At 72.4% G+C, this 25,508-nt stretch carries 22 protein-coding genes; 16 read left to right on the top strand and 6 right to left on the bottom strand.

Annotated elements, in window-relative coordinates:
- Nucleotides 1-20 precede the first annotated feature (20 nt).
- Nucleotides 21-1,244, bottom strand: coding sequence for an FAD-dependent monooxygenase (locus tag HGA03_RS06295; RefSeq protein ID WP_168629373.1), 1,224 nt, complete (start codon nucleotides 1,242-1,244; stop codon nucleotides 21-23).
- Nucleotides 1,245-1,336: 92 nt separating this feature from the next.
- On the opposite strand from HGA03_RS06295, the gene HGA03_RS06290 reads away from it, so the two are divergent.
- Nucleotides 1,337-2,134, top strand: a complete 798-nt coding sequence (locus HGA03_RS06290; RefSeq protein ID WP_168629372.1) for an IclR family transcriptional regulator — start codon at nucleotides 1,337-1,339, stop codon at nucleotides 2,132-2,134.
- 9 nt (nucleotides 2,135-2,143) lie between these two features.
- Nucleotides 2,144-3,100 (top strand): L-lactate dehydrogenase, encoded by a 957-nt coding sequence (locus tag HGA03_RS06285; protein ID WP_168629371.1) that lies wholly within the window; start codon nucleotides 2,144-2,146, stop codon nucleotides 3,098-3,100.
- Nucleotides 3,101-3,406: 306 nt separating this feature from the next.
- Here the strand turns inward: HGA03_RS06285 and HGA03_RS06280 are convergent, their stop codons facing one another.
- Nucleotides 3,407-5,545, bottom strand: coding sequence for a thioredoxin domain-containing protein (locus HGA03_RS06280; protein WP_168629370.1), 2,139 nt, complete (start codon nucleotides 5,543-5,545; stop codon nucleotides 3,407-3,409).
- Between the two features lie 104 nt (nucleotides 5,546-5,649).
- On the opposite strand from HGA03_RS06280, the gene HGA03_RS06275 reads away from it, so the two are divergent.
- From HGA03_RS06275 to HGA03_RS06230, 10 genes are all read left to right on the top strand, one after another.
- Nucleotides 5,650-6,447, top strand: coding sequence for an alpha/beta fold hydrolase (locus HGA03_RS06275; protein WP_168629369.1), 798 nt, complete (start codon nucleotides 5,650-5,652; stop codon nucleotides 6,445-6,447).
- Nucleotides 6,441-7,127 (top strand): esterase/lipase family protein, encoded by a 687-nt coding sequence (locus HGA03_RS06270; RefSeq protein WP_168629368.1) that lies wholly within the window; start codon nucleotides 6,441-6,443, stop codon nucleotides 7,125-7,127. The genes HGA03_RS06275 and HGA03_RS06270 overlap by 7 nt, the downstream gene beginning before the upstream one ends.
- A gap of 82 nt (nucleotides 7,128-7,209) precedes the next feature.
- On the top strand, nucleotides 7,210-8,019 hold the full coding sequence (locus tag HGA03_RS06265) for a (Fe-S)-binding protein (protein ID WP_168629367.1): 810 nt from the start codon (nucleotides 7,210-7,212) through the stop codon (nucleotides 8,017-8,019).
- Complete coding sequence (locus HGA03_RS06260) at nucleotides 8,016-9,509, top strand: lactate utilization protein B (RefSeq protein WP_168629366.1); 1,494 nt, start codon at nucleotides 8,016-8,018, stop codon at nucleotides 9,507-9,509. The genes HGA03_RS06265 and HGA03_RS06260 overlap by 4 nt, the downstream gene beginning before the upstream one ends.
- A complete protein-coding gene (locus HGA03_RS06255; protein WP_168629365.1) occupies nucleotides 9,509-10,153 on the top strand; it encodes a LutC/YkgG family protein in 645 nt (214 codons plus the stop codon). The genes HGA03_RS06260 and HGA03_RS06255 overlap by 1 nt, the downstream gene beginning before the upstream one ends.
- Before the next feature lie 426 nt (nucleotides 10,154-10,579).
- On the top strand, nucleotides 10,580-12,295 hold the full coding sequence (locus HGA03_RS06250; protein WP_168629364.1) for a SpoIIE family protein phosphatase: 1,716 nt from the start codon (nucleotides 10,580-10,582) through the stop codon (nucleotides 12,293-12,295).
- 341 nt (nucleotides 12,296-12,636) lie between these two features.
- The gene (locus tag HGA03_RS06245) at nucleotides 12,637-12,927 is read left to right on the top strand and encodes a hypothetical protein (RefSeq protein WP_168629363.1); all 291 of its coding nucleotides are present in this window, start codon (nucleotides 12,637-12,639) and stop codon (nucleotides 12,925-12,927) included.
- 310 nt (nucleotides 12,928-13,237) lie between these two features.
- Nucleotides 13,238-13,693, top strand: coding sequence for a hypothetical protein (locus HGA03_RS06240; RefSeq protein WP_168629362.1), 456 nt, complete (start codon nucleotides 13,238-13,240; stop codon nucleotides 13,691-13,693).
- The gene (locus tag HGA03_RS06235) at nucleotides 13,693-14,580 is read left to right on the top strand and encodes an ATP-binding cassette domain-containing protein (protein ID WP_168629361.1); all 888 of its coding nucleotides are present in this window, start codon (nucleotides 13,693-13,695) and stop codon (nucleotides 14,578-14,580) included. The genes HGA03_RS06240 and HGA03_RS06235 overlap by 1 nt, the downstream gene beginning before the upstream one ends.
- 65 nt (nucleotides 14,581-14,645) lie before the next feature.
- Nucleotides 14,646-15,455, top strand: a complete 810-nt coding sequence (locus tag HGA03_RS06230) for a hypothetical protein (RefSeq protein ID WP_168629360.1) — start codon at nucleotides 14,646-14,648, stop codon at nucleotides 15,453-15,455.
- A gap of 38 nt (nucleotides 15,456-15,493) precedes the next feature.
- On the opposite strand, the gene HGA03_RS06225 is transcribed toward HGA03_RS06230, so the two are convergent.
- Nucleotides 15,494-16,264, bottom strand: a complete 771-nt coding sequence (locus HGA03_RS06225; RefSeq protein ID WP_168629359.1) for a glycoside hydrolase family 16 protein — start codon at nucleotides 16,262-16,264, stop codon at nucleotides 15,494-15,496.
- A gap of 163 nt (nucleotides 16,265-16,427) precedes the next feature.
- On the opposite strand from HGA03_RS06225, the gene HGA03_RS06220 reads away from it, so the two are divergent.
- Nucleotides 16,428-17,351 carry a GNAT family N-acetyltransferase gene (locus tag HGA03_RS06220; protein ID WP_168629358.1) on the top strand — a complete coding sequence of 308 codons (924 nt, stop codon included), beginning with the start codon at nucleotides 16,428-16,430 and terminating at the stop codon, nucleotides 17,349-17,351.
- A 74-nt stretch (nucleotides 17,352-17,425) separates the two neighbouring features.
- Entirely contained in the window at nucleotides 17,426-18,274 is an 849-nt protein-coding gene (locus HGA03_RS06215) for a class I SAM-dependent methyltransferase (protein WP_203767700.1), read from the top strand.
- Here the strand turns inward: HGA03_RS06215 and HGA03_RS06210 are convergent.
- On the bottom strand, nucleotides 18,271-19,074 hold the full coding sequence (locus tag HGA03_RS06210; RefSeq protein ID WP_168629357.1) for a class I SAM-dependent methyltransferase: 804 nt from the start codon (nucleotides 19,072-19,074) through the stop codon (nucleotides 18,271-18,273). The two genes, HGA03_RS06215 and HGA03_RS06210, sit on opposite strands and share 4 nt — an antisense overlap.
- A 9-nt stretch (nucleotides 19,075-19,083) precedes the next feature.
- A complete protein-coding gene (locus tag HGA03_RS06205; protein WP_168629356.1) occupies nucleotides 19,084-19,875 on the bottom strand; it encodes a class I SAM-dependent methyltransferase in 792 nt (263 codons plus the stop codon).
- 341 nt (nucleotides 19,876-20,216) lie between these two features.
- Between HGA03_RS06205 and HGA03_RS06200 the strand changes: the two genes are divergently transcribed.
- The gene (locus tag HGA03_RS06200; protein ID WP_168629355.1) at nucleotides 20,217-21,041 is read left to right on the top strand and encodes a DUF5677 domain-containing protein; all 825 of its coding nucleotides are present in this window, start codon (nucleotides 20,217-20,219) and stop codon (nucleotides 21,039-21,041) included.
- Between the two features lie 461 nt (nucleotides 21,042-21,502).
- Entirely contained in the window at nucleotides 21,503-22,327 is an 825-nt protein-coding gene (locus HGA03_RS06195) for a hypothetical protein (protein WP_168629354.1), read from the top strand.
- A 642-nt stretch (nucleotides 22,328-22,969) separates the two neighbouring features.
- Here the strand turns inward: HGA03_RS06195 and HGA03_RS19550 are convergent.
- Nucleotides 22,970-24,880, bottom strand: coding sequence for a DUF262 domain-containing protein (locus HGA03_RS19550; RefSeq protein ID WP_168629353.1), 1,911 nt, complete (start codon nucleotides 24,878-24,880; stop codon nucleotides 22,970-22,972).
- Nucleotides 24,881-25,508 lie beyond the last annotated feature (628 nt).

The following is a 25,508-nucleotide window of genomic DNA, read 5'->3' as shown; positions in this document are numbered from 1 at the left end:
CAACCTCCAGCCGGGTGGGCTCAGCTGCCCAGGGATGCGGGGACCGGGTCCGGGATGCGCCCGGCCGCGGTGGGCTGCACGGGGCCGTACAGCCAGTCGATGTGCCGGTAGTCGTCGGGGCGGCGCAGCCGGAACGCCTCGTTGCGCAGCGAGGCGGCCGGGCCGTCGACGTGCCACATCTCGCCCCAGGCGCGGGCGGCGGTCTGCACCGCCGAGGCGACCGGCAGCCGGGCGGACTCGTAGTCGGCCAGCGTCCGGGTGACCTGCTCGGTCCCCGGGGTGGCGGGCAGTCCGGGCAGCCGGCCGGCCAGGTCGTCGGCGTCCAGGATCGCCTGGCCGGCGCCCTGGGCCAGGTACTGCAGCATCGCGTGGGCGGCGTCGCCGAGCAGGGCCACCCGGCCGGCGGTCCAGCGCGGCGCCGGGTCGCGGTCGGCCATCGGCCAGCGGCGGTTGCGGTGCAGGGACGGGATGGCGGAGGTGACCTGGTCGCAGCAGCCCGCGTAGGCGGCGTCCAGCTCCTCCGGCGTGCCCCAGTCCTCGGCGCCCGCGGCGTAGCTGTCCGAGCGGAAGACGGCGACCTGGTTGTAGAGCTCGCCGGCGCGGACCGGGTACTGCACCAGGTGGGCACCGGGGGCGAAGAACACCCGGACCTCGTCCATCGGGGTGCCGGGCAGCATGTCCTCGGCGGCGAGCGTGCCGCGGTAGGCGACGTACCCGGAGTTCACCGGCTCGTCGGTCACCAGGGCGGGCCGGACCACCGAGCGCAGGCCGTCGGCGCCGATCAGCACGGGTGTGGTCAGCTCGCGGCCGTCGGCCAGCCGGATCAGCACCCGCTCGCCCTGGTCCTGCACCCCGGCCACCGGGCTGCCGGGCAGCAGCTCGATGTCGGGTTCGCGTTCGCAGGCCCGCAGCAGGGTGGTCAGCAGGTCGGAGCGGTGCAGCACGATGTAGGGACCGCCGTACCGGCGCTCGGCGTCGGCCAGGTCCAGCTCGGTGAGTTCCTCGCCGCTGACCCCGTCGAAGGCGACCAGTCGCCGGGGGTGGACCACGTACGGCTCCAGCTCGTCCAGCAGTCCCCAGCGGGCCAGCACCCGGGTGACATTGGGTGCCAGCTGGAGCCCGGCGCCGACCTCGCCGAATTCCGCGGCGCGTTCCAGGACGCGGACCCGCATTCCCCGGCGGGCGAGCATCAAAGCGGTGGTGAGTCCGCCGATTCCGCCGCCGATGAGGGTGGCCTCTTTCATCACATGTCTCCCTTGACTTGTGTGATACAAATCACGGGTGGGACGTTAGTCCTAGGCGTCATGGCGGAGCGAGGACGAGGAGGTGGTTTTCCGTGGTGCGGAAAGCCGAGGTGGAGGAGCGGCGTGGCACACCGGTGATCGAGGCGGTGGACCGGGCGTTGCTCGCCCTGACCATGCTGGGTGAGCGGGACAGTGTCGGGGTCAGCGATGTGGCTCAGGAGCTGGGTGTCTCGGTGTCGACGGCGCACCGATTGTTGACCACCCTGAGTCGGCGGGGCTTCGCCGAACAGGACGAGCGTCGACGGTATCGGGGTCCGCGCGCCCCGGTCGCACCCCGGCCGGCGCCCGAGCCACGCAGCCTGGGCGAGGTGATTCGTGCGATTCGGCCGTTTTTGGCGGATATTCACGAGGTGACCGGTGAGACGGTGCACCTGAGCCTGCTCCGGCGTAACCGGACCACCTTCGTGGACGGAATCGAGAGCGACCGGCCGGGAAGGGTCGCGCTGCGGGTCGGTGCGACATTGCCTGCGCACGTCACCTCCGGCGGCAAGGCGATTTTGGCGAAAATGTCGCTTGAGGAGCTGAATACGCTCTACCCGCACGGCGTCGAACCGTGGGGGCAGTCGGGTGCCGGGACGCTGGACGGTCTGTGGCACGAACTCGGCCGGGTGCGCCGGCGCGGCTACGCGGTGAACACCGAGGAGTCCGAGGAAGGGGTGGCGGCGGTCGGCGCCGCGCTGGGCCCGGTCGGCGGCGGGGCGTTCGCGATCAGCCTGGCGCTGCCCAGTCCACGGTCCTCCCGGGAACGGATGGAACGCGACGGCCTGCTGCTGCGCACCAGCGCGGCCCGGGCACGGCGGGCCGTGACCCTGAGGCGCGTACGGCGGTAGCGTGCCCGCATGTCGCGGATCGAGAACGCCAAGCTGGCCGTCATCGGCGCGGGGAGCGTGGGCACCAGCCTCGCGTATGCCGCCCTGATCCGCGGATCGGCGCGCACCGTCGCCCTCTACGACCTCAACGGCCCCAAGGTCGACGCCGAGGTGCTCGACCTGGCGCACGGCACCCAGTTCACCGGGGCCGCCCAGGTGATCGGCGGCGCCGACCCGGAGGTGGTCGCCGGGGCGCACATCGTGGTGGTGACCGCCGGCGCCAAGCAGCACCCGGGGCAGAGCCGGCTCGACCTGGCGGGCACCAATGTCCGGATGCTGGAGACCCTGCTGCCGCAGCTGATGGAGCACGCGCCGCACGCGGTCTACTGCATCGTCACCAACCCGTGTGACGTCCTGACCGTGGCCGCCCAGCAGATCACCGGGCTGCCCAGCTCCCGGGTGTTCTCCTCCGGCACCACCCTGGACACCTCGCGGCTACGCCGGCTGGTCGCCGACCGCGCCCAGGTCTCCACCGAGAGCGTGCACGCCGACATCGTGGGCGAGCACGGCGACACCGGCTTCGCGCTCTGGTCGCAGGCCCGGATCGGACCGGTGCCGATCCTGGACTGGGTCTCCCCGGACGGGCACCACTTCACCCACCAGGAGTTGGACGAGATCACCGAGAGCGTGCGCCAGGCCGCGTACCGGGTGATCGAGGGCAAGGGCGCGACCAACTACGCGATCGGGCTGGCCGGGGCGCGGATCGTCGAGGCGGTGCTGAACGACCAGCAGACCGTGCTGCCGGTCGGCACCGTGCACGAGGAGTACCGCGGCACCCGCGGGGTGGCGTTCTCGGTGCCCAGCGTGGTCGGCCGGCACGGGGTGCAGCAGGTGCTCGACCTGACCATGACCGCCGCCGAGGAGCGGCAGTTGCGGGCCTCGGCGGACGCGCTGCACCAGAGCATGCGGTCGCTCGGCCTGGAGTGACCCCGAGCCCGCCGAGCAGGCGGCGGTCGGGCGTGTGACGCTGGTCGGTGCTGTTCAGTCGTGACCGTGGGGGCGGGTGCCTGCGCGGTCACCCGCGGGCGTGGTCGCGATGGGCGTGCACGACAACAGCCTGGTCTCCGGCTGCGCAGCCGACGCCTGCCAGGGCAACGGCTGACCGACCCGTCCAGACTGCGCCGGCCGTCCCCACCCGCCCTGCGTCGCCGAGATGGCACGTTTGCAGCCTTCAATCGCCTGAGTCGCCTTGGAGACTGCAATCTCGGCGTGGACCGGCTGTGCGTGGGCGGGCTACGCGCGGGCCAGGCCGGCCCGGAGCGCGTCGGGATCGGTGACCGGGCGGTCGCAGACGAACCCGCGGCAGACGTAGGCCGCCGCGCGTCCGTCCACCAGCGGCCGGTCCCGGAGCAGCCCGATCGCGTCGTCCGCCACGTCCGCGGGGTCGCCCTGGGCGAGCACCAGGCCGGGGGCGGTGCAGCGGATCGCGGTGCGCACCAGGCCGGCCCGGTCCGGGTCACCGTCCGGGCCGACCACGGCGACTTCGCGCGGTCCGTCCAGTACGGCCTCCGCGGTCGCCAATGCCCAGGCGACCGCCCGCGGGTGCCGGTGCGCGATCGACAGTGGCCCGGCCAGGGTGAGTTCCGCGGCCTGCCGGTCGGTGGCCGATCCGGTCAGCGCCGCCCGGGTGAGCAGGGCGGCGGCGACCGCGGACTGCCCGGCGGGCGAGGGGCCGTCGGCGACGTCGGGCCGACCGGCCAGCCGCGCGACCACCGGGTCGGTCCGGTCGTCGGCGGTGTCCCGGAACGCGTGCCCGGGTGCCCGGAACCGCGCCAGCACGGTGTCCAGCAGGGCCGATCCGCGCCGGGTCCAGTGCGGGTCGCCGGTCAGGCCGCCGAGGGTGAGGAAGCCCTCGGCCACCGCGGCGTAGTCGGTGAGCACACCGGGTGCGGTGCCGGGTGCGCCGTCCCGGGAACTGCGGATCACCCGGAGCAGCCCGTCGTCGTCGGTCACCAGGTGCACGGTGTCCAGCAACCGCGCCGCGTCCACGGCCGCCTGCTGCCACTCCGGCCGGTCCAGGGCGGTGCCGGCCTCGGCGAGGGCGGCGATCGCCAGGCCGTTCCAGGCGGCCACCACCTTGTCGTCCCGGGCCGGTTGCGGCCGGGCGTCCCGGGCCGCCAGCAGGGTCGCCCGCACCCGGGCGAACCGGTCGGCGTCCTCCGGTGCGGGGTCGGTGCGCAGTTGCAGCACGGAGGTGCCGGCCTCGAAGCTGCCCTGGTCGGTCACTCCGAACAGCTCGGCCGCCCAGGCGCCGTCCTCGGGTCCGAGCACCCGGTCCAGGGTGGCCGGGGTCCAGACGTAGGTCGCGCCCTCGATTCCCTCGGTGTCTGCGTCCAGGGAGGAGGCGAAGGCGCCCTCCGGGGTGCGCAGTTCGCGGATCAGCCAGTCCGCGGTGCCGGTGACCACCCGCCGGGCCAGGTCCGAGCCGGTGCTGCGCCACCAGTGCAGGGCGATCCGGAGCAGCATCGCGTTGTCCTCGAGCATCTTCTCGAAGTGCGGCACGGTCCAGGTGTCGTCCACCGCGTACCGGGCGAAGCCGCCGGCCAGTTGATCGGCCATCCCGCCCCGGGCCATCGCCGCCAGCGTGCCGGTCGCCATCGCCAGGGCGCGCTCGTCCCCGGTGCGGGCGTGCCGGCGCAGCAGCCACTCTAGGGTGGTGGACGGCGGGAACTTGGGCGCGCCGCCGAAGCCACCGTGCTCGGCGTCGTAGCCGGTGGCCAAGGCCTCGACGGCGAGATCCGACACCCGGGCCACGGCCTCCTGGTCCAGCGCGGCCCCGTCGTCCCCGGCACCCGGGGTCCCGTCCGGCTGGGCACCGGCTGCCCCGGTCCCGCCGGCCCGGGTTCGATCAGCCCCGCTCCCGCCCGCCGGGCCCCCGCCGCCCAGGTGCGCCAGCAGCTCCGCCGCCCCGGCCCGCACGTCCTCCCGCCGTTCCCGCCAGGCCCGGGACAGCGTCTCCAGCACCTGCCCGAAGGACGGCCGCCCGCCCACCGGCACCGGCGGGAAGTAGGTGCCGCAGAAGAACGGGTCGCCCTCCGGGGTGGCGAAGACCGTCATCGGCCAGCCGCCCTGCCCGGTCATCGCCTGGGTGGCCGCCATGTATGCGGCGTCCAGGTCCGGGCGCTCCTCCCGGTCGACCTTCACGTTCACGAACCGGCTGTTCATCACCGCGGCGACCGCCTCGTCCTCGAAGGACTCGTGCGCCATCACGTGGCACCAGTGGCAGGAGGCGTAGCCCACCGACACCAGCAGCGGGACGTCCCGGCGCCGGGCCTCGGCGAACGCCTCCTCGCCCCACTCGTACCAGTCGACCGGGTTCCCGGCGTGCTGGCGCAGGTACGGGCTGGTGCTGCGGGCGAGGCGGTTGGGCATGGCACCCACTGTCACCGCCTGGTGCCGGTGCCGCGACCCGGGTGGCCGACCGGCGCGGAGTCCGTCAGAGTCGGGGGCGTCCCGACCCGGAAGGAGTCTCCTGCGTGCCGCCCTCGCTCTCTCGTCCCACCGGACGGCACCCGGGACGGTTCCTGGCCCGGACCCTGGGCGGCGGTCGCCCGCGCGGCGCCGATCCGCACACCGGGGTGGTGGTCACCGACCGCGGTGACCCGGCCGACCCGGTGGTGGTGCTGGTGCACGGGATCGGCGTCTCCGAGCGGTACTACCGGGCGCTGACCCGCGAGCTGGCCACCGATCGGCGGGTGCTGGTCCCCGATCTGCCAGGCTTCGGGCGCAGTCCCCGGCCGCGACGGGTGCCGGCGGTCGGGGATCTGGCCGAGGTGGTGCTGTCCGTGCTCCGGAACCGGCGGATCGAGGGTGCCACGCTGGTCGGGCACTCGATGGGCGCCCAGGTGGTGGCCGAGGCGATGCTGCGCGCTCCAGAGGTGATCGAGCGGGTGGTGCTGATCGGCCCGGTGGTGGACCCGGCGGCACCGTCGGTGCTGCGCCAGGGGCTGCGGCTGCTGCGGGACGGGCTGCACGAACCGCCCGGGGTGAACGCCGTCGTCGCCACCGACTACCTGCGCACCGGACCGGTCTGGTACTCGGCGATGCTGCCGCAGATGTTCGGCTACGACACCGCCGTCGCGGTCGCCCGGCTGCCTGGCCCCGCCCTGATCGCCCGCGGTGAGCACGATCCTGTGTGTTCCCGGGACTGGGTGTGCCGGCTGGGCGAGCTCGCGCCGCGGTCCGTGGTGCGGGAGGTGCCGCGTGCCGGTCACGTCGCGATGGCCAGCCACGCCCCGTTGGTCGCCCGGTGGGTCCGGGAGCAGCCGTGCTGACCGGGCGGCAGCTGCTCTGGTGGGCCGAGGACTACGCCTACGCCGGCTGGCGGCAGCTGCGCGGGCTGACCTCCCGGACCTCGCCGGAGGCCTACACCCACCCCGATCCGGCCCGCCGCCCGCCGGTGCTGCTGCTGCCCGGGGTCTGGGAGACCTGGCGGTTCCTGGAGCCGGTCGCCCGGGCGCTGTTCGCCGCGGGTCACCCGGTGCACGTGGTCGCCCCGTTCGGGCTGAACCGGGGCAGCGTGCCGGAGATGGCCGACCTGGCCGCCGCCCAGCTGATCGAGGCCGACCTGCGCGGGGTGGTGATCGTCGCGCACTCCAAGGGCGGGTTGATCGGCAAGAGCGTGATGGGGCGCGCGGACACCGGCGACCGGGTGCTCGCCATGATCGCGATCAACACCCCCTTCGCCGGGTCGCCCTATGCCCGGTGGCTGCCGTTCCGGTCGATCCGCGCGTTCCTGCCCGGCGACGAGGTGCTGGCGGCGCTCGCGGCCCAGCGCGCCGACCACGGCCGGATCGTCTCGGTGGCGACCTGCTTCGACCCGCACATCCCCGGCGGGAGCGAGCTGCGCGGTGCCCGGAACGTGCGGCTGGGGACGCCGGGGCACTTCCGGTCGCTGACCGACCCGGCGCTGGTGCCGCTGCTGCGACGGGAGCTGGCGGCGTTTGCGGACTGACCGGCGTGATCAACCGGCTCGCTGGTCGCCTTTCCTGACCCCGGTCCTCGGCTGCATGATCAGCTGAGCAGGAAGGAGCACGATGCGCATCGCCCTGTTCGCCACCTGCATCGCCGACGCGATGTTCCCGCAGGCCCCGGTGGCGACCACCCGGCTGCTGGAACGGCTCGGTCACCAGGTGGTCTTCCCGCCGGGCCAGGCCTGCTGCGGCCAGATGCAGGTCAACACCGGGTACTACCGGGAGGCGCTGCCGGTGATCCGCAATCATGTGCAGACCTTCGCGCCGGTGCTGGACGGGGAGTGGGACGCCATCGTGGTGCCCTCCGGGTCGTGCGCCGGGTCGGCCCGGCACCAGCAGGCCATGGTCGCCGACCGGCAGGGCGACCGCCGCCTGGCCCGGGACGCGGCGGCGGTCGCCTCGCACACCTACGAGCTGAGCGAGCTGCTGGTCGACGTGCTCGGGCTGACCGAGGTCGGCGCCTGGTTCCCGCACCCGGTCACGTACCACCCGACCTGTCACTCGCTGCGGATCGTGGGCGTCGGCGACCGGCCGCTGCGCCTGCTGCGGGCGGTGGACGGCATCGACCTGCGCGAGCTGCCGGAGGCGACCGCGTGCTGCGGCTTCGGCGGGACGTTCGCGCTGAAGAACGCCGAGACCTCCGCCGCGATGACCCAGGCCAAGGTGGACCATGTGGTCGGCACCGGGGCCGAGGTGCTCACCGCCGGCGACTACTCCTGCCTGATGAGCCTGGCCGGCGCGCTGTCCCGCCAGGGCACCGGCGTGCACGTGGCGCACCTGGCCGAGATCCTCGCCGCCACCCGGGACCGGCCCTGGGTACCGGCGGTGCTGCCGATCGACCGCACCGAGGTCCGGGGGAGGGCCCGCCGATGACCACCTTCCTGGGCATGCCCGCCCCGCTGCCGGCGCACACCCCGGACGACCCGCTGCGCTGGGGGCCGTCCTTCCCGCAGGCCGCACACCAGACCCTGCGCAACGAGCAGATGCGGGCCAACCTGCACCACGCCACCCACACCATCCGGGACAAGCGGCTGCGGGTCACCGCCGAGCTGCCGGACTGGGAGGAGTTGCGTGAGGCCGGTGCCGCGATCAAGCGGGAGGCGATGGCCCGGCTGCCCGAACTCCTGGTCCAGCTCGAACAGCAGGTCACCGCGCGTGGGGGAGTCGTGCACTGGGCCCGGGACGCCGCCGAGGCCAACCGGATCGTCACCGCCCTGGTCCGGGACACCGGTACCGACCGGGTGGTCAAGGTCAAGTCGATGGCCACCCAGGAGATCGGCCTGAACGAGTACCTGGCCGAGGCCGGGATCACCGCCACCGAGACCGACCTGGCCGAGCTGATCGTCCAGCTCGCAGGGGACATGCCCTCGCACATCCTGGTCCCGGCGATCCACCGCAACCGCACCGAGATCCGGGCGATCTTCCGCAACCGGATGGACCAGGTCCCCGAGGGCATGACCGACGAGCCGCGCGACCTGGCGATGGCCGCCCGCGCCCACCTGCGCCGGCTGTTCCTCACCACCCCGGTCGCGATCTCCGGCGCGAACATGGCCATCGCCGAGACCGGCACCGTCGCGGTCTACGAGTCGGAGGGCAACGGCCGGATGTGCCTGACTCTGCCGGACACCCTGATCACCGTGATGGGCATCGAGAAGGTCCTGCCCCGCTACCGCGACCTGGAGGTGTTCGCCCAGTTGCTGCCCCGGTCCTCCACCGGCGAGCGGATGAACCCGTACACCTCGATGTGGACCGGGATCACCCCCGGCGACGGGCCGCAGCAGTTCCACCTGGTCCTGCTGGACAACGGCCGCACCCGGGCGCTCGCGGACGACGTGGGGCGCCAGGCACTGCACTGCATCCGCTGCTCCGCCTGCCTGAACGTCTGCCCGGTCTACGAGCACACCTCCGGTCACGCCTACGGCTCGGTGTACCCCGGCCCGATCGGCGCCATCCTCACCCCGCAGTTGCTCGGCACCGGGCAGACCGGACCCACCGACCCGCACGATCCCACCGCGACGCTGCCGTTCGCCTCCTCGCTGTGCGGCGCGTGCTACGAGGCGTGCCCGGTCAAGATCGATATCCCGACTGCCCTGGTGCACCTGCGCGAGCGGGTCAACCGGTCCCATCCGCACCGCACCGGCTGGGACGCCGGGATGCGGCTGGCCTCCCGGGTGCTGAAGGACGGTGACCGGTTCGGTGCGGTCGCCCGTGGTGGCCGGCTCGGGCGGGTGATCGCCCACCATCAGCGGATCGGTCACCTGCCGTTGCCCGTGCTGTCGAACTGGACCCGGACCCGGGACGTGCCCCGGCCGCCGTCGACGACCTTCCGCGACTGGTGGGCCGAGCACCGGGGGGAGGACTGATGGACGCCCGTACCGACATCCTGGCCCGGATCCGGCTCGCCCAGACCCGGGCCGGGGTCACCGAGGACGATGCCGCCGCACCGGAGCGCCGCTACCGCACCGGCTCCGAGCTGGACCCCGGCGCCCCGGCCCTGATCGACCTGCTCCGCGACCGGCTGCTGGACTACCGCGCCCACGTGCACCGCGCCGGACCGGACCCGGCGACCACCCTGGCCGGGCTGCTCCCCGCCGACGGCACCGTGGTCGTCCCCGCCGGACTACCCGAGGCGTGGGACCGGGCGGTCCGCGCCGCCACCGACCGGGTCGTGGTCGACGCACCCACGCTGAGCCACGACGACCTGGACCGGGCGGCCGCCGTGGTCACCGGCGCCCGGCTCGCGATCGCCGAGACCGGTGTCCTGGTCCTGGACGGCTCGGCGGACCAGGGCCGGCGCGCGATCACCCTGGTGCCGGACCACCACGTCTGCCTGCTGCGGCGGGACCAGGTGGTCGGCACGGTGCCGGAGGCGGTGGCGATCCTCGGCGAGCACCCGGAGCGGCCGACCACCTGGATCGCCGGGCCGAGCGCGACCAGTGACATCGAGCTGGTCCGGGTGGAGGGCGTGCACGGTCCGCGCCGGCTGGACGTGGTGCTGATCGGCTGAGGCGGTGCGTCCGGGCACGCAGTCTCTGGCGCCGAAGTCCCAGGCGACCGGGCGCCGGTTTCCGCCTGGCGCAGACGGCCTGCTCGCCCGCCGGTGGCGGGCCCGCCACGGGGGACTGCTGTCCTGGGCCCGCGGTCCTAGGGGCCGGCACCCCACGATGCGATCCTTGTCAGGTCAGGGGGTGTCCCCACCGGTCGCAGGCCGGTGGTGGGTGCGTCGTTCCGGCCGGCCGAGCCGCCGGCCCGGGTGGACCGGCCATCGCCGGTGCCCGCCCGACGGCCGGATCGCGGCCCCCGTGGTCGACGAGGGCGGGGAGCGTGCACCATGCCGGACACCGGGTAGTGGGGAACAGACCGGCGGGAGGCGGTCCGCTACCTGCGGGCCGACCGCGGGCGGATCAGCGCGGCGCGGCGACTGCTCGCCGCCGTGGGGGCGACGCCGCTGCAGCGGGTGGCGCACCTGGCCGTGGAGGTGCTGGGCGCCGAGGCCGCCCAGGTCTCCCTGCTGGCGGAGGTCGAGACGATCGCCGCGGTCGACGGCACCCCCTACGCCCCGGTGGGGTCGTCCTGCTCACTCGAGGACGCCCTGTGCACCGCGACCGCCGCGGGCGCCGGTCCGGTCATCGTCACCGACGCCCGGCAGGACGACGCGCTGCGGCAGTTGCCCGCGGTGGCGGCCGGGCACGTCCGCTCCTACCTGGGGGCCCCACTGGTCGACGACTGCGGCCGGCACCTGGGCGCGCTGTGCGTCTACGGTGCCGAGCCGCGGGACTGGCAGGACGCCGACGTCCGGGTGCTGCGCGCGATGGCCGACACCGCCACCGCCACCCTGGAGGCCGCCGCGGTCGCCGCCCAGCGGTTTGCCCTGTTCGCCTCGGTCAGCGAGGACCTGGCGTCGGCCGCCGACGTCCGGCAGGCGGTCGGCCGGCTGACCCGGCGGCTGGTCCCGGCGCTCGGCTCCTGGTGCCTCATCACCCTCGCCGACCAGCAGGAGAACCTCCAGGACCTGGCGAGCTGGCATGCCGACCCGGCGCGGCGCGAGACGGTCGCCCAGTACGCCCGGCTGCGCCAGGCGGGGCTCGGCCGCGAGTCGATCCTGCACCGTGCGCTGCGCAGCGGCCGACCGGTGATCGTGCGCGACGGCCTCGACTCCGTGATCGCCACCGTCACCGGGGAGGCCCGCACCGTGCTGAACCAGCTCGCGCCCCGCGCCGCGTACGCCCTGCCGATGCGGGCCGGCGAGCTCACCGTCGGCGCCATCTCCCTGTTCCTCGAAGCCGGCGAACCCGACCTGACCGACGACGACGTCCCCACCCTCGCCGAGCTGGCCGACCGCGCCGGCGTGCTGCTGGAGAGCACCCGGATCCACGACCGCCAGCGGGAGATCGCCGAGACCCTGCAGCGCTCGCTGCTGTCCGAGCCCGTCCAACCGCCCGGCACCCGGGTCGCCGCCCGCTACGTCGCCGCCGCGGAGGCCGCCCAGGTCGGCGGCGACTGGTACGACGTCTTCGTCCAGGACGGCGAGCGGTGCATGTTCGTGATCGGCGACGTGATGGGCCACGACACCCTGGCCGCCGCCGGGATGAGCCAGGTCCGCACCCTGCTGCGCGGGATCGCCCACACCACCGGCCTGCCACCGGCGCGGTTGCTGGACCAACTCGACACCACGATGGCCGCCCTGGACACCCGCACGATCGCCACCGCCGTCGTGATGTGCCTGGACCCCAGCCCGACCCCGAGCGGCCGGGTCACCGTCCGCTGGGCCAATGCCGGACACCTGCCCCCGATGCTGATCGAGCCCGACTCGCGGGTGCACGAGCTGCACTGCGCCAGCCCCGAACTCGTCCTCGGTCTGGCCCCCGGCGACGACCGGTGCGAGGGCGTCGCCGAGGTCCCGCGCGGTTCCACCCTGATCCTGTACACCGACGGCCTGGTCGAACGCCGCGACCGCGATCTGCCGCACGGACTCGCGGCGCTGCGCGCGCTGCTCGCGGACCTCGCCGAGCGGGCCGGGGGACCGGCGCACCTGGACCCGCGGCGGCTGCTGGACGACGTGCTGGCGGGGATGGTGCCGGAGGGCAGCGGCCAGGACGACATCGCGGTGCTGGCGGTGACGCTGCACGACGACCCGGGACCGCGCTAACGCGAACTCGGCCCTGCCACTCCCGGGGACGGAATGCGTGCGGTCTCAGATCGGAGCGCAGCGTTCACATGGCGAGACATCCGTGGATCGGGTCCACCCACACAGGCGACTTGTCGACGACGCACGAGTGGCCCTGACCGGCACCTACGTCCGGGCATCGACTCTCCTAGGTCTGGCCGTCGACGCACCCAGCAGTGTCCGAAAATGCCTCCCAATCGGGCGCTGGTCGTTGTGGGTGGCGCTCGTATAACGGTTCAATAAAGGCAGTCGAAATCGACACATAGGCCCCAGTGACGCCAGTAGTGTTCCCATCTCACGCACCAGCGAGAGGGGAATGTTCGATGAAGAAACGTCTTGCCGCCGTCGTCGGCGTGATAGGAGTGGCCGTCGCGGTGGTCGTCCTGCCCACCGGGGCCGCGACCTCGGCAGTTCCGTGCTCCTACAGCTCGATGATCATCAACTCGAATCCGCGAGCCGAGGGCCCGACCCGGGCGAGTGGGCACGCACATGTGACCGGCAACCACTATGTGCGGAGTATGACCAACAAGGTGTGGTACTACACCGCCGACAACAATGGTGGATCGGATGGAGACACGTGGGACACCGCCTACGGGGTGGCAGCATGCAACTGACTCGCATTGAGGCAGTCTCCCTGTCTCGCACCAGGCGTCGCTTGATCGCACTCGCAGCGGTTGTCGCATTGTCGGGCGTGATTGTGGCGGCTGATCCGACGCCATCGAGTGCGAACACGTCGTGCCACGCGCTGAGCCTCACCATCAACTCGAACCCGAGAGCAGAGGCGCCAAGCACCGCAATGGGCCACGGGCATGTGACCGGAAACCACTACAACAGCTCACGCACCAATGGCACCTGGGTGTGGCGGGCGGACAACAACGGTGGCTCCGACGGGGACACCGCCGACACCGCGTACGGAACTCGGCGGTGCTGATCCGATACCGGGTGGGCGTGGCAGCGGCGGCAGTCGCCCTCGCTGCCACGCTCGGCGCGTGCGCCGATGATCCCGGATCCGATGAAGGCGCTCACTTCGGCACCGCGGATCGGTCGGTGTTCGAGCCGACGCCGTTCGAGGAGACGACCACCGACCACTGCCTGGGCGACTCGGTACCGATCGACGGAATGGTGCCCGTGATCTCCTGCACGGAGTCCGGCTCCGTGCCGATCGAGGCAGTGGTGACAGTCGGGCCGGATGCGCCTGTGGAGCAGCCCGCTGAGGCCGTGGTCATCGGCTATGCCACAGCCGCGTGTGAAGCCGCAGTGGAGGCGTACGCCGCCGAGCGGAACATCCCGGTGACCGGGCTCCTGCAGATCGCGGTCGTGCCCGATGATCGATGGAATGGTCCGGACACTCCGGTGGTCTGTGCGGTCTCGCAATCCTGATGGGCGCTGCCGTCGAGTTCTGCGCGGTGACCGTGCGCCGCACCGGCCGGGACCTGGTCCGGGACGTCAGCTTCCGGGTGCCGGCCGGGACGGTGCACGCCGTGCTCGGACACAACGGGGCCGGCAAGACCACCCTGATGCGTGCGCTCGCCGACCAGATCCCGTTGCGCCGCGGGTCCATCACATCGACGGGCACCGCCACGGTGCTGTTCGCCAGCTCGGCCATGCCACCCGAGCTCGCGGTCCACGACATCCTGGAACACCGACGCAGGTGCGAGGGCGCCACGCGGGACACCGTCGCGGTTGCCGTCACCACCTGCGCGATCGGGGGATTCCTCGACCGCCGGTTCGGGCGGCTGTCCACCGGGATGGCGCAGCGGGTGGCAATTGCCTGCGCACTGATCGCCGATTCCCCGATCATCGTGCTGGATGAACCCACCACCGGCCTCGATCCCCAGGGAGTGGACGCGCTGATGCAGGTGTTGACCACGCTGCGGGCCGGCGGCCGCACGGTGATGATCTGCTCCCACGACCTGGCCCGACTGGAGTACGTCTGCAACGGTGTCACCTGCCTGCGCGACGGCCGGGTCACCGCCGACGGGCCTGTCGCCCAGGTCGCCAGCGCCGTCGAGGTGCCCGGGCACCTGCTGCGCACCGGCGACGACCAACTCGCCTGCCGCCTCCTGGGCGAGGCCGGCCTCACGGCCACCAGCACCGAACGCGGCGTCCACGTGGCCGCGTCCGCGCGGCTGCCTGCGGTCGTCCGGACCCTGGCCGGGCACGTCGAGTTGATGGAGTCGACCGTGGACACCTCGTTGTTCGAACGGATCTACCGGCGGTACGCCGCCGCCCCCGAGCACCGCTCCACCCGGCGGCGGCGCCGATGAACACGTTGTGTGCGGAGATCCACCTGCAACGCCACCGGCGCGTCAGTCGCGGGACGGTGCAGTCCATGGCCGCCCTGGCACTCGCCCTCGCGATCTTCCGGTTCGTCACGACCTCGGCCGACACCGCGGGCGCGGTCCGGGCGGCGGAACAGGAAGCGGCCGAGCTGTCTGCCATGTTCGGCGACCTCACCACCCCGGCGCAGACCTTCGTCGAACCGCGCTACGTCTTCGCCGGTCAGTTCCCCCACGACCTGGCCGGGTTCCTGGTCGGTTGCGCGGTCCTGGCCCTCGTCGGCGGGGCCCTGCTCGCGGGTGGCGACTGGCGCAACCGCATGGTCGGAACCGCCCGCGCCACCCGGGACGCCCGTTCCGCCACGGCCCTTGCCCGGGTCGCCGTCTGGTCCGCCGGCTCGCTGGTCGTCGCCCTGCTGGCCGCCTTGCTCGTCATCGTGCTGGCGGTGATCGTCGCCGGGCTGCACGGCACGCTCTCTGGTGTGGACTACCTCGGCACCGCCCTGATGGTGGCCCGCGGTGTTCTGCTGGTCGCGGCGGGCGCCGCCGCGGGGGTGGCCCTGGGCACCCTGCTGCGCTCCGATGTCGCGGTCGTCGTCCTCCTGCTGGGCTATGTGCTGATCGTCGAGACCCTCATGCCGGTCCTGTCCCTCGGCTTCCGGACCCCGGCGGCGCTGCTGCACGGGTTCCTCCGCTCCGAGGATCACGGGCGTGCCGGCAGCTTTGTCTGTGACGTGCCGCGGTGCGCCGAGCCGGTGCTCGCGGGTGCGGGTGCGCCCGGGGGGTATGCCCTGCTGGTCGGGGTGCTGGTCCTCGCGTGCGGGGTGGCCTGGTGGGGGGCACGACGACCGGTCTGGCGGTGATCCCGCAGGCCGGCCCGAGACCGCGGTGGGGCCGCGGTTCAGCGCCCCCAGCCACGCACGGCACGGATCCCGGCGGTCAGCGGGTACTCGCCCGGCTCGGCGACCGGCGCCACCTCGAACAGGCTGACCATCAGCTGCACCGGGTAGTCCAGCACCTGGTCGACGGTGCGCAGCAGCATCCCGTCCACGTCGACCCGCACCCCGTCGGCGTCCCAGGTCACGCCCCAGGTGCGGGGCACGGTCGCATCACCCGGGACGTCGACCTCCGCCATGTCGGTGCGCAGCCGCGGATCGTGATGGGCCTTCACCCCGATCCGGGCCCGGCAGCCATCGGTGGACACGGTCTCCGCGTCGATCTCGCACACGCAGATCTCACCGCTGTCCTCCGGCCGGCCGGCCTCCACCCCGACCAGCCACACCGCCAGCATCGCCCCGGGAGCGGTCGCGGCCAGCGCGTCCACCTCGACCCGGCCGGCGGCCGGTGCCCACAGCGACCGCGCGGGCACCACGGTGCGCACCCGCAACCCGTCCGGACGGTGCAGGTGCGTGCCCCGCTGCGAACCCAGCGGCCCGGAGAAGGTCGCCGTCTGCAGGTTCGACACCCGCATCGGCGCGTCCTCGTCCCGCCAGTGCGGCTGGTCGGCGTCGATCCGCAGCCGCAGTCCGTCGGGCGTGAGGTCGTAGCGCGCGGCGGAGCGGTCGGGGGTGGTCCACTGCGGGAGGTAGTGCGGGACCCAGAGCGCCGGGTCGAGCTCCGGTCCACCGAAGTCGTCGGCGACGTCGGGCTGTCGGTCCGGGACGGGGTTCACGGTGCCTCCGGGGGTGGGGGTTGCGAGGGCTGTGAGCCTAGGCGGATCGCGCCGGGGAGCCGCCGGGCCGGAGGTCCCGGCTCCGGCAAATCCCTCGCCGACCGTACGGCGCCGCGCCTACCGTGCGGTCCGGGCGAACCATCACGGCGAGACGAGGACCACCATGACCACGATGCGCCCGTACGGCCCCGAGACCGGGTTCGGCGACGACTTCCACCGGGTGCGCGACCTCCTGCTGCGGATCAACCAGGGGACCGTGCGCCTGCCCGGGTTCCTCTGGGCGCGCTGGGAGTGGATGATCTCGCAGCGCAACGCCGCGTTCTCGATGCTGCGCGACCCGGCGGCCCAGTCCCGGATCGGCCTGTGGGAGCGCGGCGGCCGGGTGGTGGCGGTGGCGACGTTCGAGGACGCGCCCGGGCATGCCTACCTGCTGTGCGATCCCGGCCACCAGGACCTCGCGCCCGAACTGGTCCGGCACGCGATCGAACACCTGGGGCACGACGGCCGGGTCTCGGTGATCGTGCCGGACGCCGACCGCGCGTGGCAGCGGGTCGTCGCCGCGAACGGGTTCCGGGCCGGCCAGGACGGCGAGGCCACCGCGGTGCTCGACCTCGACACCGGCCTCGATGCCGACCTGCCGCCCGGCTACCGCCTGGTCGACCTCCGATCCGATCCCGGTCTCACCCAGTTCCACCGGGTGCTCGCGCTCGGCTTCGGCGGGCCGGAGGAGGCGCAGACCGCCGACACCCCCAGCGCTCACCAGCTCGACCTGCGGCGGCAGTCGGTCTCCGGCCCGCACCTGGACCCCGCCCTGCACGTCGCGGTGGCCGACCCGGACGGTCGATGGGCCGCCTACTGCGGCACCTGGTACGCACCCGGCACGCACTACGCCCTGGTCGAACCGGTGTGCACCGTCCCCGGCGAGCGGCGCCGGGGGCTCGGCCGGGCCGCGGTGCTCGGGGCGCTGCGCCGGTGCCGGGAGCGCGGTGCCCGGGAGGCCTACGTCGGCTCCGGGCTGGCGTTCTACCGCTCCTTCGGCTTCGCGCCGGTGCCCGCGGCGACCTGGTGGACCCTCGATCTGCGCTGATCACGGCGTGCCTCCGGCGCCCGGAGCGCCCGCCGTGATACTGAATTGAAGTGAACGCTCCTGTCGCTGCCAGCATGTCCGCACTGATGTCCGCCGCCGCCCGCGCGGCCCACGGACTGGTCGACCACCCACCCCACCTGATCGACGACGACGTCGCCCGCGCCCTGTGCGACGCCCTGCCCGGGCCGTCCCCGCTCGACTACCAGCGCGCCCACCCCGATCAGCCCTTGCTCGCCGCCGCCCGGCTCAGCGCGGTCACCCGCAGCGCCTTCGCCGAGCAGCGCCTGACCCGGTCCGGCCTCGACCAGTACGTCGTGCTCGGCGCCGGCCTGGACACCTCCGCGCACCGTCACGCGGCCGACACCTGGCTCGTCGACCGCGGACCGGTGCTCGACTGGCGCGCCCAGCTGTTCGCCGCGGCCGCCCGCCCCGATCGCGGCCGGCCCGTGCCCTGCGACCTGGCCGAGGCGAGCGCGGTCGACGCCCTGCTCCGGCACGGCCTGGACCCCGACCGCCCCGTGTTCGTCGCCTGGCTCGGCGTCAGCATGTACCTCGACCGCGACGCCATCCAGGCGCAGCTCGCCGACCTCGCCCGGCTCGCCCCCGGGTCGATGCTGGTCTTCGACTACGTCCTGCCGCCCGCGCTCCGCGATGGACCGGGCGCCGCGTACGCCGAGGCCGTGTCCGCCGCGACCGGGGCGACCGGTGAGCCGTGGCGGTACACCCCGGCCCCGGACGAGGTGTCGGCAGCGCTGGCCGGTGCCGGGTGGCGCACCGTCGAGGACGCCACCGAGGGCGAGGCGGCCGGGCCGGGGTTCTGGCCCCGGACGGACGCGCTGTCGCCGATGGGGCTGATCCGGCTGCGGCATGCGGTGCTCGGCTCCCAGGAGTGTTCGCCCGCAGCCGTCAGCCGGAGCTGCTAGCTCGCCGCCCGGACCCCCACGGCCAGCAGGTGCCCCGACAGGTCGCGGATCATCGGCACCGCGTCCGCCGCCTCGGCCAGCGCGCAGCCGGCGTCGACCAGTGCGTCGTCGGGCGGCAGCACCTCCATGCCGAGGGAGGCTGGCCCCTCCACGCCGGTGACGGTGACCTGGGTGAAGCCGGCGGATTGCACCTCGGCGCGGAGTTCGGCGGCGTCGTGGAAGTGTCCGACCGGGAAGACGCCCGCGGCGGGGTCGTAGGGGCTGGCGCCGTCGTCCAGCAGGGTGGCGAGGACGTCGGCGGAGGGGCGTTCGTCGTGGGCGAGCAGCAGATCGAGCAGGGCCGCGATCCGGGAGATGCCGGCGGCGACCAGGGTGCCGCCGGGGCGCAGGACGCGGTGCGCCTCGGTCAGGGCGAGGTGCCGGTCGTCGGCCGAGCGCAGGTGGTAGAGCGGTCCGAGCAGGAGGACGGCGTCCACGGAGGCGTCGTCGACGTGCAGGTCCCGGGCATCGCCGACCTGGGCGTCGAAGGTGCCGATCCGGGCCGCGGCGGCGACCTGTTCGGGGACGGGGTCGATCAGGGTGACCCGGTGGCCGTCGGCGGCGAGCCAGCCGGCGTGCGCGCCGGTGGCTCCGCCGACGTCCAGCACCCGGGAGCCGGGCGCGAGCAGGCCGGCGACCAGGGAGCGGGTGCGCCGGTGCTCGACCCGGCCGGCGGCGGAGCGGGTGACCAGGCGACCGGCCTCGTCGAAGTGGTCGGCGTAGTAGGTCCGGATGTGCGCGTCCAGGTCGTGCTGTGCCATCCCCGGACGCTAGGGCCTGGGGTCGGGGGCGTGTCCAGGGGAAATCAGGCGGATCGCGCGGTAGCAGTCCGTGCGGTACGGCATCGGCACGGTGTCGCGGCCGCGCAGCGCGGGGTGGGTGGCCGCGAGCCGGTCGATCGCGGCGAGCAGGGCCTCCCGGCGGTCCGGTGCCAGCGTGAGCAGGTGGGAGCGCGACGCGGCCAGGTCCCGCAGCGCCGCCGGCCGGATGGTGTCGGCCCAGGCGAAGGAGCGGTGCTGCACCGGTCCGAACTCGGGTCCGAGCGCGGGGGTGGTGCGCTCCGGCTCGAACGGGTCGCCGCGGTGCACGATCTCCTCGTACTCCGCCAGCCAGGTGGCGTTGGGGGAGTCGACGTCGCGGATGTTCCACAGCACGGCGAGCGTGCCGCCCGGTCGTAGCACCCGGGCCAGCTCGGTGGAGGCCCGCTCGGCGTCGAACCAGTGCCAGGCCTGCGCGGCGGTCACGGCGTCGGCCGACGCGGGCGGCAGTCCGGTGGTCTCGGCGGACCCGTCCAGCGCGGTCACCTCCGGCAGCGCTGCCATCAGGGCCGCGCGCATGCCGTCGGAGGGTTCGACGGCCGTCACCCGCCGACCGGGGACGCCCTGTGCCAGGATCCGCTCGGTCAGCTTGCCGGTGCCGGCGGCCAGGTCTACGACGTCGAGGGCCTCGGTGGGGACACACCAGGCGACCGCCTGGTCCGGGTAGGTCGGGCGGTGGGCGTGGTAGGCGCCGGCCGCCGTCCCGAAGGAGGTGGCGCGATCCGGGGTGCTGTCGTTGTCCACCCGCCGAGGATGTCACGCCGGGGCAGGACACACAACGGCCCGTGCCCCGCGTTGCCGCAGGTCACGGGCCGTGATGCTCGCTGTCTCAACGAGTGTCCGGAGGGGGTGTCACCGGTGACACCCAGTACCCTAAGAGAACACCTCAGGTAACCCGCAGGGGGCCCTAAAGGTGAGCTCGCGCGCAACCCGCGCTCGCTTCCGGACGTGCTGCGCACGCCGGCAGCGGTGCTGGCGTGAGGCGCAACGACGGCCGCAGCGGCTCGGGGTGGCGCAGCCGTGGGAGCAGGACACCGCCGGGGGAGGGCGCCGCTCGGGCGCCGCATGGGTGCCATGATCCCGCCATGGCGTACGCAGACGAGCAAGTGGCGCCGACAGTTGAGCGCTGTCACGAGGTCATCAAGGAACTTGCCGGGACGTGGAACGTCGCCAGGGACAACGCGCGGTTCGCAACGACGCTCGACCTGGCCTTCGCGCCGGTGCTGTTCGCTCACGTCGCTCACTCGGTACAGCTCGCGACCGCGGTCTCCGAACTCCACCAGACAGGCCACGGGCTCGTCATGATGCCTATGGTGCGTCAGGTGATCGAGTGCTCGATTCGTGCTGTGTGGCTCGAGCTGTACCGAGGCAATCTGCGAGCAGTACTCCGGGAGGGCCATCGCCAGCGGAAGAACCTGCTAGCCAGCGCGGTGAAGGCGACCTGGCTCGACGCGTCCGACAGCGTGGTGCGGAACGCTGACCAGCGTCTCGAAGACGACGAGGCGACGTCCGGCAGGAACTTCGAACGAATCTGTGCCGAGATCGAAGGAGGCGATCGCGAGTACGTGCTGTACCGGTTCGCGTCCGCGCTGACGCACCCTGGGAACGACCTCGTTGAGCATTGCCTCGAGTCGACTGATGCTGCGGGCAGCGGGATCGGCTTCGTGACGGATCCGGAACTGGGTGCTGCAGACGCGTGGCTGGGGATCACTGCGCAGCACGCTCTCATGGCGGTGTGCGCATGGGATCGCGCGGAGCTCGGACATCCGTACCGCACTGAACTGCGGTCGTGGGCGGTGGAGTTCGGCGTGGATCGGGATCGACCGGGCATGACGGGGATTGGGTTCCAAGCCGCGAACCGTGCCGAGACGCGGCGACGGCGCGCGAGCAAGCGTCAACGCAGGTCCTAGGTGAGCGCGCCGCCCGGCGTGCCTGAGCGTGTCAGTTTCTCGCGTAGGTGATCGGCTGCCTGGGTCTCGCCAGCGAGGGCGAGGCTGACCCAGACTCGCCACGGGTGCGCAACGTGTAGCTCGCCTCGATCTAGACCCCGCAGCGCTCGTGGATCGTCCACTACGGCGAGAGTCACCGTTGCCTGATCCGCGGGCGCCGGCACGCAACCTGCGGCAGTGAGGTCGACAAGCCGATCCGTCCAGACGACGGTGTGCTGAGGAGATTCCCAGGGGGCGAGCAGGTCCGCGGCGACCGGACCGACCACGGCGTATCGAGCTCCATCGCGCTCGAGTGCACGAGCTACCGCGAGAGTCGCGGGTACAGGTGGTTCGAGAGTGAGCCACGAACTCGCGAGGGCTGGCGCGCGGTACGCGTCCGTCAGCCATGTGAGAGCATCGTCTACCTAGACGGGTACATCAAGATGAGCGGAGCGAACTCGAGTGCTGCAGCGCTCGTCGACGACCTCATCTCGAACTGGCGCGCCGCGAACATCCCTGTCGTCCGGGGCCGCGCGCTCGCCGATGCTCGTGTCCCGGATGACGTCGTGGCCCAAGCGCTCCCGGCGATTGTCGCTGCGCACCTGGGAGCGACGACGCTCGCGATCGCCACGACGGAAGTCAGCCCGGACCTCCCCACGGGGGAATCCGTGGCTTTCTGGGGCGAGTCGACCCCGGAACCGCCCGAGGAGGTCGCCGTTCGCGAAGCGACGACCGAGGCGCTGGCAGCCTACTGGGCCGCGCGCGGTGTGGTGCAATCACGAGTCACCGCACGCAAGATCGTTGCCGCGCTCCTTTATGCCGGTCTTCACGTCGGTGCGATCGCCCGAGCGCTTGATGCCGGGTGCTTCGAAGCGGTCGACATCAGACGTCCGTCCGACGTCACCAGCGCTGCTCTCGCGCCTGTGCTTGATCCCGTGGCGGCGGCCGAGGCTCGCGCCGAGGCCACTCAGAGTGGGCGCCGTGAAGCAGCTCGCGAAGTTCGCTCGGCCAGGCGCGCGTTCGCACGAGCCGTGGACACTGGCGCCTATCACGCCGCGATTGACGCAGCGACGGTCCGGGTCGCAGAAGCAGAGGCGCGGCTCGACTGGCGTTCGACGCCCGCAGCGCGTCCGGCGGGGCAGCGAGAGCACATCGCACTGGTCGTTGCGCCTGCGCTCACCGCGATCGAGGTGCCAGTCGCAGTGCCTGGCCGACAGCGCGAAGGTGGTCGCGCGATGGACGCCGCTCTCCCAGCGCCAGTCGCCTAGTACGGCCAGAGCCGGCCGGTGTGAACTCATTGTCGTTCCTGGTGGGATCTCTGACGGGGGAGTCGGCGGCACCACGTGTCGTGATGGCGTGCTCGGAGTTGCGGGCTCGCTCCAGGGATCGACTCGCGAGACGGCGGCGGTGGAGGCCCTGGGCCTTGGCGATCGACCCGCTCGGGTAGTGGCACACACGTTCACCGCTGCGCGTGGTAAAGGACCTCAGTCCGGCAGCCGATACATGGCGCATGAGCGGGACCGGTTCTAACGGTGGATGGCGCGAGAGAGCCCTCTTCGCGGCGTTGGCGTTTGCACTCGTGGGCGGCGGGGTCTTCGTGGCGTTGTGGGGCGCAGCCTGGTTCCTCCTCAGCATGGGCCAGGGCACTTGCTCGAGTGGCTGCTACACCCCAGTGGTCCCGGATAAACTGACGACCGTCATCTTCCGGATCTCATTGGTCGTCGCTGTTGTCTCGGGCTTCGCGGGCGCTCGACCAGCGCGTAAGCAGTCACTCGGGGATGCAGAAGAGCCAGGCGAGCCCTGAAAACCGGGTACTAGTGCCGAGCGGCGCCGCGACTACTCGTCAAACCACGAGCTTTCAGGTGCGGACTGGGTGCTCTGCGCAGCACGCTCGACGTCGTTCCCGCACGTCACGAGGCCGGTTCCCCTACTTCCGCCACCGACTGGGCACTTTGCGCGGAGTCCGGGCTCGGGTCGGGTCGGGACCACGTGCTAAGCGCGAGCCGGGTAAGCCAGAACGTTCGGACCTGGATCCGAGACTCGTCCCAGTCTTGTTCCCAGGCGGACGATGTCCAGTCCTTGACGCCCTCGGGCACGGTGAGGATCGACGCCGTTGTTAGCCGTAGCAACGAGTGCTTCTGGATCGTCGGTCTCTTCGCGCTCCATGGTGCGTTGCTCAGCGCTGAGTTGAGTCGCCGGACAGTTAGCGTCAGGTTCCCGAGCTGGTGAACGTGGCCCGCTCTGACCGCGTGCTCGACGTCCGCGTCCCGTTCGCCCGGCAGTGGCCAGTGCTCCTCCCAATGCTGCGGGAGGATGTGCTCAACCGTTAACGCCTGATTCGTTGCGGTGAGCGCCTCGCGGTGCTCCTGGTGATCGTTGTGCAGCGCGGTATCAAGTCCGACGAGAAGCGAGCGCAACCTCGCCCGCGGGATGGTGTTGTAGATGTCATCCGCGACCAACGCTTGGATAAACTCGGAGTCTGTCGGCCACGACCGCGCGTCTGCCGTCTGCGCCGCGAGCTCGTCGACGACGGTGTGCCCGGCGACTTCAGGAGCGGCGGAGCGCACCTTGCCCAGGACGGAGCCGAACAGGCGGTTGTAGTCCTTTGCGGTCATGCCGCAGACCGCGCGCCGCATCAAGAACGAGTCGAGCGCACGCGCGCCAAGCGTCGCCTGCTCCGGCGGAACGTCTCCGGTTGCGTGGAGAAACAGCAGCATCGGCCACGGCGTCGTCGTGTTGGTCGCTTCGAGTCGGTCGACGACCTGCCTAACCGGGTCGGTCGTCGGTCGGGCGATTAGCTCGTCCATCGTGTCGGCCCATCGGCGGATGTCGATGACCACGTCAGCCGCTCGTGGGGTGGGCTCGCTCGCGAGCAGCCATGTCTTGAACGTCGCGTACAGGTGCTCAACCGATACGACGTCGCCGAGCTGCGCGGACAACCAGTAAGCCAAGAGGGTGTCGGCACGCACACGGCTGATGCGTCCGGTCGTCACCTTGCGCCGCCACGAGCTGTCGTCGAGTAGCCGCCAGTGCTGCTCGTGCAGAGAGTGCGCAACCGAGTGGTCACCCTGCGCGTCGATCCGCTGGAACAGCAGGTTCTTCACCAGGTCGGTGGGGTCGAGCGGTTCGCCCTTGTAGTTGAGAGCCTCGAAGATGACCTGTGGGTCGTCCCGCGCGTCGAGGTAGACCGAGACGACCTTGATCTGCTCGGTGACCGCGAAGTGCAGCATGTCGAGACGATCGACCGGATCGATCGCTTCCTGTGCCCAGGTCCTTACGGTGTCCTCGAACCACGCCGCGGCGCGGACGAGTTTGTGGTCCGAGTCGGGGCACGAAGCGTCGTCGCCTGCGAGTCGGACCGACCACCTGAATGCCGGGGCGTCGTCGGGCAGCGGGGTGAGCTTGTATGCGTCACCGGGGTAGTCGCTCTCGGAGGAGACCGGGTTGCGGATCAGAGTGCGGAACGAGTCGGCCGCGTCGGTCGCCCCGAGCTCGTGAGCGACGCGGTGCGCGGACGCGAAGAAGACCTGCAGAGTTGTCATGCGCTGCTGCCCGTCGATCACCTGTTTCGTCGGAACTCGCTTCGGTACCGGCGGGCGATGCTGCGTGACCAGCGCCCCGAGGAACAGCTCCTGCTGTTCGTCGGGGCCCGCTTCGGTGGCGGCGACGGCCTCCGCCCGCTCTGCGGCTTGGCGCAGGTCATCCCAGAGCGGCAGCCAGTTCTTGTCCTCGTCCCAGGTGTAGGGACGCTGGAAGATCGGGATCTCGTAGCGGACCTTCGTGGTGAAGACCTCGGTTAGCTTCTCGTCTCCAGCCTTCACCTGCGACCCCTTCGACTCTGCAACTCGGCTTGCAGCCTAACGACGCAACCGCTTCCACGGGCGGCTTTGGCGTCTCTTCTCGAGAGCCTAGTTGACGGCCTGGACGAGGGTGCGACCGAGCATGCGCGCGGTGCGTCGGGAGCGGTAGGCGGGCAGCGGTACCCATACGGCAACTCCCTAGAACACCCCATACCTACGAGAGGGGTCCGCTCTGGGGTCCAAATGCCCCAACACCGGGGCTCGTCCGCACACCAGACGTACACCAACCCCCTTGGGTGGTGGGTGTGTTTCGTGGAGGGGTGTTCGGCATCAGGGGCAAGCCCCGACCCACTTTGGTCGCTGCGCTCCCTCACTGGGCGCGGGGCAAGCCCTTCGCCTAGTGGGTGGTGGGGTCGGTCGCAAGCGAACGACCCACTTCGCTCGCTGCGCTCGCTCTCTGGGCGCGTTCGCAAGCTCCCTTGCTTGGGGTGGCTGGGGGAGCCGTTGAAGCGGCCGGTGGTCGGTGGGTGCGCTGCCGGGCTGGTCGGGTAGGCGGCGTCCGCCGGCGTGCGCCTGCGGTGTCCCGCACACGCTGCGCTCGCTGCGCTCGCTTGCTGCGGGCCACCTCCGGCTGGCCGGCTCGTACGTG

Origin of the sequence: Cellulomonas denverensis, assembly GCF_012396125.1 — a bacterium.
Classification (GTDB): Bacteria; Actinomycetota; Actinomycetes; order Actinomycetales; family Cellulomonadaceae; genus Cellulomonas; species Cellulomonas denverensis.
This window is presented reverse-complemented; position numbering and strand designations above follow the sequence as displayed.